The following is a 12,230-nucleotide window of genomic DNA, read 5'->3' as shown; positions in this document are numbered from 1 at the left end:
AATAACCGGATGGTGTGGAGACGCGAAGCATCGCGTCTCTACATGAATCTTAATATAAGATTCGGGTCTGGAATATTTTGCAGCCATCTTTCTTTTTCAGAAAACCTAGCCACACCCGGGTAATCGCCCGCCCAACCTTCCATATCAAACATTAATTGAAAATGCAGGTGCGGTGGCCAATGGCCGTTCTCGTCAACTATACCGAACTCGGCTATTTGCTGATTTTTAGTGATGGGCTGACCAATGGTAATTTCATTTAAACTTTGCCGGCTCAGGTGACCGTAAAGTGTGTATAGCGTCAAGCCATCCAGATCATGTTGCAGAATCATTGTGGGGCCGTAATCACCAAAGTTATCGTTGTCTTTAAAGCTGTGGACAGTACCATCCAGTGGCGCATAAACTGGCGTGCCCGCCTTCGCCCAAATATCTACACCCAAATGCAGTCGGCGTGGTTCATCATCCGCGTCAAAAAGCGGGCTGCGGGCGTAAAGTGTACGGTGTTCCATATAACCGCCAATACCGTAACGGCTGCCAGTTTCACCGAGTTTGTTATCAATCCACCTGCTAAAGCGCGTGCTATCAGTTATGGTATCAATATCCAGTTCGATATTGGCCGATGTAAAATCGAAGGTATACAGTTTATCTGCCGACGGATTGTAATCAACCACCTTACCAATAGCTTTTTTGTTTGCTTTGATCCAGGCAACCAGTGTCTCGGGGCGGCTCATGAACTATTGAGTGCAGTGGCTACTCCTTCCGGTGCTGGCTTTCTTCGCGATGTATTTTATCGAATATCTTGTCCATACGGTCAACATACTCGCTGGTATCATCTACAAAAAACTCCAGTTGAGGTATTACCCTCACCTGGTCTTTAATGCGTGCACCCAGTTTATAACGTATCTCTGCGGCGTGTTGTTTAACGGTTTGCAGCGCTTGCATAGCGTTAGTATTGTTAAAAAAGCTTAAAAATACTCTTGCGATTGCCAGATCAGGTGTAACCCTGACTTTGGTAATAGTTACCAATGTATTCGGTAAATAGTTCATGCCCTCGCGCTGAAAAATAGCGGCAAGATCTTCCTGTATTACTCCGGCAAATTTTTGTTGACGTTTTGATTCCATAACCGTGATATTTAGTTTAACGCCAAACAGGCAATTGGGTTTGAATTTAATGTTATTGACAATATTTTACTAAAAAATGCTACTTGCAATCGGCAGGCAGGTCCTTAGTTAATTTTAAAACTTTTTTTACGACGATAGTGCTGTCGTAGGCTGCGGCATCTCCTGTGGCTGCCGACTTGATTTTGTAACCCTCAACCTCGGTATAAACCGGCGTACCCGATTGCTCAAAGGTAATTAATTGCGAATACTTTAGCTCCAGCTGTGCAGAACTATCCACCGCCCAAAACTGCTTGGTCTGGTTGCAAAACTGGAAGATTTTGGCACCCGGCGCAAAGCTGTAGCTGCCTTTAAAAGTTACCGGCGCATTGGGCTTACCACTGGCTTGGGTCGCTGTGTCAGTAGCATCCGAACCTTCTTTTACATCGGGCTGGCAGGCAGCCAATGCCGTCATCGTCAACAGTAATATTATTACAGAAATGTTCTTTAATCGCATATTAGCAAATATTATAGGTCCTGTTTAATATCGTCGAGGCCTTTTACACTAAGCCTTGCGCTTATAGCCGAGGCGATAACCGCAATAGCCATTACCGTAAAGAACACCATCACAAAATCGCTGCCTTTTAGGGCAATAGGATACGCATTGTTAGGCACACTCATACCTTGTACAGGTATCATTCCGTACGTTTGTTGCAATATACAAAATACCCATCCTAACACAATACCTACCAGGCAACCAATTACCGATATCATCAACCCTTCAAAAAAGAAAATACCCTGAATAAGGCTTTTACCTGCACCCAAACTGGTTAATATGGCGATATCCTTTCGCTTATCAATAACCAGGATAGTGAGCGAGCCTATGATATTGAATGCCGCTATCACCACCACAAAGGCAAGGATCATAAACATGGCCCATTTCTCATAACTAAGCGTGCGATATAGAGCAGTATTTTGTTGCTGCCGTGTCTTTACCGTAAAATTTTTACCCAACTTATCCTGCAACTCGTCTTGCAGAGCAGATACGTCTACACCTTTCTTCAGGTTTATATCGATGGATGAAACCTCGTCAGGTTGCTCAAACAACTGACGGGTGAATTCAATGGGCACGATCATCATGTCATCGTCCTCTTGCTGAATAGAAAACACACCCGACGGATAGATCGTCTTGGTAATGAACTCGTCGCCAGGGTTAATAGAATTCACCTTGCCGCGCCGTGGCGAGAATACCTGCATCGGGAAATCGGTATTGCCTACGTTTATCATAAGGTTGTTATGCACAATAACACCAATAACGGCCGCAGGCTCGCCGTTGGCATGTAAAGTAAACTGACCTTCAATAATGGCGCTGTCCAGGCGCTTGTTCTTCAAAAAATCATCGCTTACACCTTTAATGCGTCCTATGTAGGTTTTATCGCGATATTGAATAACTACCTTATCCTGTAATTCTTCAGTGTAAGAAAACAGGCGATCATCATGATGCAGATTAACAAAAAATGTAGTGCGCGGGTCGAAAGTTTTACCCACGCGGGCCTCAATTTTCAAATCGGGCGAAAAGTTGCTGTTTAACGATACAATCACTTTCTCCAGCCCATTAAAAACCGAAAGCAGGATGATCATGGCAGCAGTACCAATCAACACACCTAACATAGATATCCCCGAAATAATATTAACCGCATGCATTTTCTTGCTTGAAAGCAGGTAACGGCGGGCTATAAAAATAGAGGTATTCATGTTTTCTGTCGATCTGTTTGCGTGGCGGTAAAGCCTTTAGGTGTAAAAATAAGCAAAACGCTTTACGCCCGGTGTTATTACACTAAAAAAGGATTGGTCAGTTTTTCCTGCCCGATAGTAGTTGAAGGGCCATGCCCTGGGTACACCCGGCAATCATCTGGCAATACTAATAGCTTCTGTTCAATATTGTCAATCAGCGTCTTGAAATCGCCGCCAGGTAAATCTGTGCGACCAATACTGCCGGCAAACAACACATCGCCCCCAATTAAAAAGTTATCTTTTTCATTATAAAAGCATAAATGAGCCGGCGAATGCCCGGGTGCAAAAATGAGTTTCAGGGTAGTATTGCCAAAACACACCGTACCCTCGTCGCCCAAAAACACTTCAGGCACCGGCGACGGCTCATAACGTAAGCCAAACTGCGGCGCGTAGGCAACACCTGCTTCCAATAAATGCACCTCGCCTTCATGAAATTGCGGCTTCAGGCCATACATGTCAAATATAAATTTGTTGCCCAATATATGGTCGATATGGCAATGGGTATTGAGCAGCAGCGCCGGTTTCAGATTATGTTGCTTAATAAAGTTAACCACCGCATTTTGCTCGGCAGCATTATCCATACCCGGGTCAATGATTGCGCACGCTCCGGTTTCGTCATAAATAATATGTGTATTTTCCTGGAAAGGATTATTGGGGAATACTTTTACTTGAGACATTTTGATTTACGAATTACGAGTTTAGATTTACGATTTGGTGGCTTGTGTTTACGCGGTTGATGTCTTAATTCGTAAATCGAATCACTTTTTCCACTTAAAGCTGCCTATCATCACATCGATATCCTTCTTGATAAAGTTTAATACCGGCTGTATAGAATCAAGGCGGGGCGCCGTGTTAAAATACAAAGCGGCACGTAGATAGTTTTTGGTGCTGTCGGTTAAATAAAATTGTACTGACGATGCCGAGTTACCGCCAATATCATAATACACACAATACACTTTATCGGCAGGCTTGGCAATGTTTCTTTGCTCAATATCGGTTGCTTTTACCGTGTTTTTAAACGCAAACCTATGGGCATCTTCAACCAACTCATTAAATACCTTTTTTGAGGTGATGGTTTCATAACTTAAATGCAGGGTTCCATCAAACTGCGGAAACTTCATATTGAGCAAATGTGTCATGCTAGCCAGCTTGGCCGGCACGCGGGTTTGAGTGTCTTTCTGGATAACCGCGTATTTTGGATACTTAAACGTAAAGGGATAATCAGACACGTAGTCCTGGTACTCCTTTTTGGGAAACTCAATACGGAAATAACCGCGCGGTTTTGGCGCATAATCATGGCTGTCTCCACAGGCGGCCAGCAACAAAATCCCCACTATACCCAACGCAAATTTTTTCATGGATGTTTTTCTTTTGAGTTCCATATCTCCCACGATTTCTCGGCCTGCAGTACCAACATTTCATAACCGTTTTTAGGCACAGCGCCCCTTTTTGCTCCGCGAAGCAAAAACTCGGTTTCAGGCGGGTTATATACCAGATCGTACAGTAAATGCTCGTCGGTTATGGCATCATAAGGTATTGGCGGGCACTCATGTACGTTAGGATAAGTACCCAGCGGTGTGGTATTGATAATAAGCTTGTGTTCCTTAATATGATGCGGCTTTAGTTTATCAAACAATAAATTATCGCCATGCGGTTTGCGCGTTACCACTTTAAAATTGATATCGAGGTTTTGCAAAACGCATTTCACAGCCTGGGCGGCGCCCCCATCACCTAAAACCAACGCATCGGTATGCTGATCTTTCAGTAATGGGCGCAATGACATTTCAAAACCATACAAATCGGTATTAAAACCTTCCAGCCTGAAATCATGGCCTTCTACACCTACCTCACCATTAAAAGCAGCCAGTACCGGGCTTTCTTTAGTAATACGGATGCAATTGACGGCGCCGGCATTTCGGGCATCATGCTCAATCCAATCTAAAAACCGCAGTACATTTTTTTTATGTGGTACGGTGACATTTAATCCGCATAGGTTAGGGTTAGCATCTAACAAGTCCTGCAGGTCCTTAATATGTTCAAGGGGATACAGATCGTATACTGCGTCGGTAATATTCTCGTTAGCAAACTTTTCGGTAAAAAACTTTTTTGAGAATGAATGCGAAAGCGGAAAACCGATTAGTCCGTATTGTTTCATGCTGTAATATTAATAACAAACAATGAGGATTTTAAACTTTTTGTTTAATGCGATGGGGTTAAAACAAAAAAGCTGCTCTGTTTTGAGAGCAGCTTTTAAATGTTTTTTGTGCCGATTAGCGTCTACGGCCGAATACACGCAATAACATGATAAACAGATTTATAAAGTCAAGATATAAAGTTAACCCGCCCATCAAAGCATATTTCTTTGAATTTGCATCGCCATATTCAAGGCCGGCGCCAATGCGTTTTAGTTTTTGAGTATCGTAAGCAGTTAAACCAATAAATACAGCTACACCAACATAAGCAATAGCCATATCTAGGCCGCTGCTGTGCAAAAACAAATTAACTAGCGTAGCGATGATGATGCCGACAACCCCCATCATCATTAATGAACCAAACTTAGTCAGGTCCTGGTTAGTAGTGTAACCGGCAATAGCCATTACACCAAATAATAACGAAGAGCTTACAAATACGCTCAATACCGAGCTTGTTGTATAAATTAAAAGTATAAAGCTTAAACTAATACCGGTTAATGAAGCATAAGCTACAAACAGCAATGCCAGCACCGGGTATGAAAGGCGGTTAAGACCATAGCTCATCAGCATAACAAAAGCTAAAGGCGATAGCATAACGATCCATCCAAGGCCAGAAAGACCTCTAGCTTCTTCATTGATCAGCAAACGTATTAATGACGGAGTAGCAGCAAAGTAATAAGCGCAAAAAGCTGACACGCCTAAAGCGATAAACATCCATAAAAATACGTTAGCAATAAATTTCCGGGATGCAGTTGCATCGTCAATTTGCATTACGTTTTCGTAAACGTAGTTTGGATTATTATTTTCCATTTTATTAATAATGATTAATTATACGAATGTAGTATATAGATATGAGATTTGGGAATTAGTTTATTTTAATCTTGAATATGACATTTAACTTAATCGCTTTGTCAGCTGCTCCTCAACTTTCTTAAACAATTGCAATGGTTTAAGCGAGCGCCAGTTTAATTCGTCCAATTCGCCGCCAAAGTTAATATAGTAGTCTATATTGCTGCGTTTAAACTCTTCGATAACATGCTCGCGAAAATTGATGCCCGCTATCCAGCCGTCTTCAACGTCCTGAAACCATTCTTCATAATAGCAATCGTCTGACGAATGAAAGTTCAGCACATTTTCGCCTATCAATATAAATTGATTAATGCCGTTATCTTCCATCAGCTCGATAACCTCGCGCTTCAATAGCATGATGTCGTTGCTTATTGCGTCGTTCCACTCGCCTATAAATTCAATGATCGCATAGCCACGGTCATAATCTACAAACAAAACCTTCAGGTACAAGGTATTTGACCCAAACGAATCCCATTGCGGATGCAACAAGAAATTATACACCTGTTTATCAAACTCAAATTCACTGTACTCCGTAGCATAAAAAGGCGAATATTCGTCTTCTGCTGCTATGTAATCATCCCGCCATTTGTAATATGGTTCTATTTCGTGCATTTGTCACCCCTCTAAATCTCCCCAAAGGGAAGACTATTATTTTTTGTTTTCAAAACGCCCTCCAGATAAAGCCCTCTCCTTCTGGGAGGGTTGGGAGGGGTCTATTCGTTATTGTTATTATAAAAATCAACCGCCTTGCGCACACTGCCTTGCTCTTTCAACAATTGCGATGCAGTAGCTTCATCCACACCGGTTTCGGCCATTACCATGTTTGCTGCTCTATGTACCAGCTTGTTGTTTGATAGCTGCATGTCAACCATCTTATTGCCTCTTACCCGGCCCAGCTGTATCATTACCGTGGTGGTAAGCATGTTTAACACCAGCTTTTGCGCGGTGCCGGCTTTCATGCGGGTGCTACCCGTCAAAAACTCCGGACCGGTTACCACTTCAACCGGATATTGGGCTACAGCGGCCACAGGGCTGCCCGCGTTACATACAACGCAGCCGGTAGTTATTTTATTTTCATTAGCTTTTTGTAGTCCACCGATAACGTAAGGGGTGGTTCCAGAAGCGGCAATGCCCACCAATACATCTTTTTCATTAATGTTATAAGCCTTCAGGTCTTTCCAGGCCTGCTCGGTATCGTCCTCGGCAAACTCAACGGCCTTGCGTATGGCCCCGTCTCCTCCGGCTATGATGCCTACCACCCAATCAAACGGCACACCGAATGTAGGCGGGCACTCAGATGCGTCAACCACACCCAGCCTGCCGCTGGTGCCCGCGCCGATATAAAACAGGCGGCCGCCATTGCGCATCCTGTCGGAAACTATGGTGGCCAGCTTTTCAATTTGCGGGATTGCTTTACTTACTGAGATTGCAACGGTTTGATCTTCCTGGTTAATGTGATGCAGTATCTCGCTCACACTCATTTTTTCAAGGTTCTGGTAGTGCGAATCTTTTTCGGTAGTGGTTTGCATAGTGCTTTTTTTAAACAAAAATCGGTAAAATAATCGAAACTGGATTAATTATTGGTGTTGTTTAATCGCCACAAAACACAACATGATTTTTACAAACACATGTAATTTTTAAACGATAAATACCAAAAGCTTGTTAGAGCAATCAGTGTAAATGAGTAGATTTGTGGATATTCTATGAAGAGAGCAGCAGCAATAATATTCAGGTCGGTTATCCTGGTTTTGATGGGCGTGGCTATTGGTCTTTTTATTAGCGACAATCACATTACTGAACATATAGACTTTAATAACGACAAAGTTTCAAAAGTACTGGACCTTGTGCGCCACAACTATGTCGACTCAGTAAATGTGGACAGTATTGAGGGCAGCACCGTGAACAACCTGCTGCAAAATCTCGACCCGCATTCATTATATCTGCCGCCGCAGCAAGCCACCAGCATTAACGAGAAATTGGAGGGTGGCTTTACCGGCATCGGCGTTGAATATGTTTTGCTGCGCGACACGTTGGTGTTTACACAAATAACCCCGTTTGGCCCGGCCTACAATGCGGGCTTACACCCAGGCGATAAAGTGATTGAAGTTGATCATCAACCTTTTTCGGGGACTCATTTAAACACGCAAAAAGTGGCCAGAGCTTTTCGTGGCACTAAAGATTCGCAATTGCTTATGGCTGTGATACCAACTGGCGGTAAAACTACCAGGTTTTATAACCTGAAGCGTGACCATGTTGACCTAAGCAGCCTCGATGCAGCTTATATGTTAAACTCATCAACCGGCTATATTAAAATAAGCAAGTTTGCATCAACTACCGATGCCGACTTTAGAAAAGCTTTAGCCAAATTAAAGATCGACGGATTGCAAAAACTGGTACTTGATATTCGCGGTAATGGCGGCGGCTACCTGAATACAGCTACCGCCCTGGCTGACGAGTTCCTTCAGAAAAAAAAACTTATTGTATATACCAAGGGGGTACACGAACCACGTACCGACTATTTTGCAACAGATTCTGGCAATTTTCAACAAGGTAAACTGGCGGTACTCATCGACGAGTATTCGGCCTCGGCCAGCGAGATCTTAGCCGGTGCATTACAAGATCTGGACCGGGCAACAATCATCGGGCGGCGATCGTTTGGTAAAGGTTTGGTGCAGGAGCAGTTTCCATTTGCAGACGGCTCGGCAGTTAACCTTACCATTGCCAGGTATTATACGCCGTCGGGTCGATCCATCCAAAAATCATACGCCGGCGGTGTGGATAGCTATCGTAATGAACTGGCCCAACGCATGGCTAAAGGCGAGCTGTTCTCTGAAGCTAATACACTAAAAGATAGCGTATTTAAAAAACCGGCTCGTTACCATACGGCCAGTGGGCGCAAAGTATTTAGCGGTGGAGGTATTATGCCCGATATTTTTGTACCGGCCGATACTGCCCACAACACTTACCTGACGCATCAGCTCAGCAACCTGCAATTATTTTCGGCCTATGTGGTCGATCATATGCAGCCATTATTAAGTAAATTCACCGAAGACGAGTTTATCAAAAACTATAGCGTAAGCGATGCCGACCTGGGTAATTTTATGCGCTATGCATCGCACAGCATAAAGGAGATTGACCCGCGCGAAGTTATGATAGCCAGGGACGAACTAAAAATGGTACTGAAAGCCTACGCTGCCCGCTTTAAATGGGGTGACAACGCTTATTTCAGGACAATCAATACTAATGATCCGGCTATTAAAAAAGCGGTGGAAGCGGTGAATTAATTTGTGGAGTTTTTCAATTTAAATAAACTTGTCATCCTGAGCATAGCGAAGGATCTTATCAAAGCGACTTATAAAGCGAATAAGATCCTTCGCTATGCTCAGGATGACAATTAGGTGTAAATATGACTATTTCTGTCTAAACCAAACCTGTACCGGCGCACCGCTCAGGTCAAAGTTTTCGCGAAGCTTATTTTCTATAAAACGATAGTATGGCTCCTTAACATACTGCGGCAGGTTACAGAAAAACGCAAACATTGGCGAGGTGCCTGCTATCTGCGTAGCGTATTTAATTTTAACGTATTTGCCTTTGGTTGATGGCGGTGGATAGTTCTCGATGATTGGCAGCATCACCTCGTTTAATTTTGAGGTAGATATTTTGCGCGCGCGATTTTGATAAACCTGGTTAGCCACATCGATTACTTTCAGTACGCGTTGTTTCTCCAAAACAGAGGTAAATACAATCGGAACATCAGTAAACGGTGCTATTTTTTGTCGAATCATGTCCTCAAAAACCTTAACCGTTTTATTGTTCTTTTCGATCAGGTCCCATTTATTTACCACGATCACAATACCTTTTTTATTCTTTTCGGCCAGGTGAAAAATATTGATATCCTGCGACTCCATGCCCTCAACAGCATCAATCATCAAAATCACCACATCGGCTTCTTCCAGTGCCTTGATTGTACGCATAACCGAGTAAAACTCAATATTTTCTTTAACCTTGGTCTTTTTGCGCATGCCCGCCGTATCAACCAGCATAAAATCATGCCCGTACTGATTGTAGTGAATGTGAATAGAATCGCGCGTGGTACCTGCAATTGGCGTAACAATATTTCGGTCGCGGCCTATCAATGAATTGATGATAGATGATTTACCCACATTAGGGCGACCAATAATAGCGTATTTAGGGCGGGTATTATCCTCAAGCGGCTCATCGTCAAAATGTTTGATCACCTCATCTAGCAAGTCGCCGGTGCCAGAGCCGGTCATTGATGAGATATTATAGATTTCGCCCAAACCTAAAGCATAAAATACCGAAGCCTCTGTGTGCTGATTATTGTTGTCGACTTTATTTACTACCACAAATACCGGCTTTTTGCTTTTACGCAGTAAACCGGCTATATCATCGTCCAAATCAGTAATTCCGGTGGTGACATCAACAACAAACAAAATAACGCTTGCCTCTTCAATAGCAATAACCACCTGCTCTCGGATAGCAGCTTCAAAAACATCGTCGGAATGCGCCACGTAGCCACCTGTATCAATAACGGTAAACTGGCGGTCGGTCCACTCGGCTTGCCCGTAATGGCGGTCGCGGGTTACGCCGCTAAAGTCGTCCACGATTGCTTTACGACTTTCAGTTAAACGGTTATATAAGGTCGACTTGCCCACATTCGGGCGGCCAACTATGGCTACTATGTTACTCATTTTGATTTTGGATTTTAGATTTACGAGTTACGATTTAAAAATCGCGAGCCCTAAATCAATGCAAATTTACGAACCGATAAATCTAAAATTGTAATTCGTAAATCGTAATTCACTATTTTATTCGTATCCAAATTTCTTCAGATAGTTCTTTTTGCTGCGCCAGTCTGGTATAACTTTAACAAACATTTCCAGGAAAACTTTTTGCTGGAAGAAATCTTCCATATCGCGGCGGGCGTAGGTACCTACAATCTTCAGCATCTTGCCGCCCTCGCCAATGATAATATTTTTTTGTGAGTCGCGTTCAACGATGATCTCGGCACTGATACGGTACAACTTTTCGCCCTCAATAAATGAGGTTACGATCACCTCACAGCTGTACGGAATTTCTTTTTTATACTGCTTCAACAACTGCGCACGGATCATCTCAGAAGCAAAGAAACGATCATTACGGTCGGTCAGTGCGTCTTTGTCATAATAGGCCGGGTGCTCGGGCAGGTTTTCGATCACAAAGTCCATTACCGCCTGTACGTTGTGTTTATGCAGAGCCGATATGGCGAATATGGCTTTTGGCTTTAATTTCTCCTGCCAGTATTCTATTTTTTTCTTCACCTCTTCTTCACTGCTTTGGTCAATTTTATTAACCAATATACAAAGCGGAGCTAATGAACCTTCTAGCTTTTTGAGGACATCCTGCTCGTCGTACTCTTCGTAAATATCGGTCACCAGCAAAATCAGGTCGGCATCAACTATTGATCCTTCGACAGAATGCATCATACTTTCATGTAAAGCATAGTGCGGTTTGATGATACCAGGCGTGTCAGAGAACACAATCTGATAGTCGTCATTGTTCACAATACCCAGAATACGGTGCCGTGTGGTTTGGGCCTTAGGCGTTATGATAGACATATTTTCGCCAACAAGCGCATTCATCAAGGTTGATTTACCTGCATTTGGTTTACCAATGATGCTTACAAAACCTGCTTTGTGACCCATGTGAAATTAATTTAAAATATTTTTGGACTGCAAAGAAACGAATTATATCTTTGCAGTCCAATAAAACGAAGCACAAAACGCTTTTTTTACGATTGGAACAAAACATTTCGGAGTTTATGACCGTTATGTAATACACAAAAATAGTGCGGGATGGAGCAGTTGGTAGCTCGTCGGGCTCATAACCCGAAGGTCGTAGGTTCGAGTCCTGCTCCCGCTACCGAATCGGACAAGCTTGAAAAATCAAGTTTTGTCCGATTTTTTTTTGCCTGTATCTTATTGTTTATTAGGTAGATAAGAGCGGCAGCTTCGTTGATTTTTCCGGTTCGATAAACTAAACCGTCAAAACAGAGTTTTTCGGGAAATATCGAACCGATAAGGTGCCTTTTTTGGTTCACATTTATTTGTTTATAGAGTAAATCAAGCCTGTAGAGCGTATTTAGGGCTTTTTCAGCGAGGTCGTCGATATCTATGGTTGCTTTTGTAGTTCCAAGCAGTTTTGCCTCAAGGCTAAGCAATTTTTTTTCAGCTGTTGATTTTATTGCCTTGTATTCGGTGCTTTCAATAGCACCGTCCAACAACAAATTTAGTCCCTTTG

Annotated in this window: 13 protein-coding genes and 1 tRNA gene; 2 read left to right on the top strand and 12 right to left on the bottom strand. The window is 43.0% G+C overall.

Annotated features, from left to right (window positions below; all coding sequences use genetic code 11):
- Nucleotides 1-38: 38 nt before the first annotated feature.
- From ACFS5N_RS12305 to murQ, 10 genes are all read right to left on the bottom strand, one after another.
- Nucleotides 39-728 (bottom strand): peptidoglycan DD-metalloendopeptidase family protein, encoded by a 690-nt coding sequence (locus ACFS5N_RS12305; RefSeq protein WP_377185803.1) that lies wholly within the window; start codon nt 726-728, stop codon nt 39-41.
- 19 nt (nt 729-747) lie between these two features.
- Nucleotides 748-1,119: a 30S ribosome-binding factor RbfA gene (gene rbfA, locus ACFS5N_RS12300; protein WP_377185801.1), complete on the bottom strand. Its 372-nt coding sequence runs from the start codon at nt 1,117-1,119 to the stop codon at nt 748-750.
- A 79-nt stretch (nt 1,120-1,198) separates the two neighbouring features.
- Nucleotides 1,199-1,612 carry a hypothetical protein gene (locus tag ACFS5N_RS12295; protein ID WP_377185799.1) on the bottom strand — a complete coding sequence of 138 codons (414 nt, stop codon included), beginning with the start codon at nt 1,610-1,612 and terminating at the stop codon, nt 1,199-1,201.
- A gap of 11 nt (nt 1,613-1,623) precedes the next feature.
- Nucleotides 1,624-2,850, bottom strand: coding sequence for an FtsX-like permease family protein (locus ACFS5N_RS12290; protein WP_377185797.1), 1,227 nt, complete (start codon nt 2,848-2,850; stop codon nt 1,624-1,626).
- A gap of 77 nt (nt 2,851-2,927) precedes the next feature.
- Entirely contained in the window at nt 2,928-3,566 is a 639-nt protein-coding gene (locus ACFS5N_RS12285; RefSeq protein ID WP_377185795.1) for an MBL fold metallo-hydrolase, read from the bottom strand.
- 81 nt (nt 3,567-3,647) lie between these two features.
- Nucleotides 3,648-4,247 (bottom strand): gliding motility lipoprotein GldD, encoded by a 600-nt coding sequence (gene gldD / locus ACFS5N_RS12280; RefSeq protein ID WP_377185793.1) that lies wholly within the window; start codon nt 4,245-4,247, stop codon nt 3,648-3,650.
- Nucleotides 4,244-5,044, bottom strand: coding sequence for a shikimate dehydrogenase family protein (locus tag ACFS5N_RS12275; protein ID WP_377185791.1), 801 nt, complete (start codon nt 5,042-5,044; stop codon nt 4,244-4,246). The genes gldD and ACFS5N_RS12275 overlap by 4 nt, the downstream gene beginning before the upstream one ends.
- A 115-nt stretch (nt 5,045-5,159) precedes the next feature.
- Nucleotides 5,160-5,891 (bottom strand): Bax inhibitor-1/YccA family protein, encoded by a 732-nt coding sequence (locus ACFS5N_RS12270; RefSeq protein WP_377185789.1) that lies wholly within the window; start codon nt 5,889-5,891, stop codon nt 5,160-5,162.
- 84 nt (nt 5,892-5,975) lie between these two features.
- On the bottom strand, nt 5,976-6,542 hold the full coding sequence (locus ACFS5N_RS12265) for a hypothetical protein (RefSeq protein ID WP_377185787.1): 567 nt from the start codon (nt 6,540-6,542) through the stop codon (nt 5,976-5,978).
- A gap of 101 nt (nt 6,543-6,643) precedes the next feature.
- Nucleotides 6,644-7,459 (bottom strand): N-acetylmuramic acid 6-phosphate etherase, encoded by an 816-nt coding sequence (gene murQ, locus ACFS5N_RS12260; RefSeq protein ID WP_377185785.1) that lies wholly within the window; start codon nt 7,457-7,459, stop codon nt 6,644-6,646.
- 174 nt (nt 7,460-7,633) lie between these two features.
- Here murQ and ACFS5N_RS12255 point away from each other — a divergent pair, with 174 nt between their 5' ends.
- The gene (locus tag ACFS5N_RS12255) at nt 7,634-9,214 is read left to right on the top strand and encodes a S41 family peptidase (RefSeq protein ID WP_377185783.1); all 1,581 of its coding nucleotides are present in this window, start codon (nt 7,634-7,636) and stop codon (nt 9,212-9,214) included.
- A gap of 126 nt (nt 9,215-9,340) precedes the next feature.
- Here ACFS5N_RS12255 and der read toward each other — a convergent pair whose 3' ends face one another.
- Nucleotides 9,341-10,642: a ribosome biogenesis GTPase Der gene (der, locus tag ACFS5N_RS12250; RefSeq protein WP_377185781.1), complete on the bottom strand. Its 1,302-nt coding sequence runs from the start codon at nt 10,640-10,642 to the stop codon at nt 9,341-9,343.
- A 117-nt stretch (nt 10,643-10,759) separates the two neighbouring features.
- Nucleotides 10,760-11,635 carry a GTPase Era gene (gene era / locus ACFS5N_RS12245; protein ID WP_377185779.1) on the bottom strand — a complete coding sequence of 292 codons (876 nt, stop codon included), beginning with the start codon at nt 11,633-11,635 and terminating at the stop codon, nt 10,760-10,762.
- A 144-nt stretch (nt 11,636-11,779) separates the two neighbouring features.
- Between era and ACFS5N_RS12240 the strand changes: the two genes are divergently transcribed.
- Nucleotides 11,780-11,852 (top strand) — tRNA-Met (locus ACFS5N_RS12240).
- The last annotated feature ends 378 nt before the right edge of the window (nt 11,853-12,230 follow it).

It is taken from the genome of Mucilaginibacter ximonensis (assembly GCF_042686265.1).
GTDB classification, from domain to species: Bacteria; Bacteroidota; Bacteroidia; order Sphingobacteriales; family Sphingobacteriaceae; genus Mucilaginibacter; species Mucilaginibacter ximonensis.
This window is presented reverse-complemented; position numbering and strand designations above follow the sequence as displayed.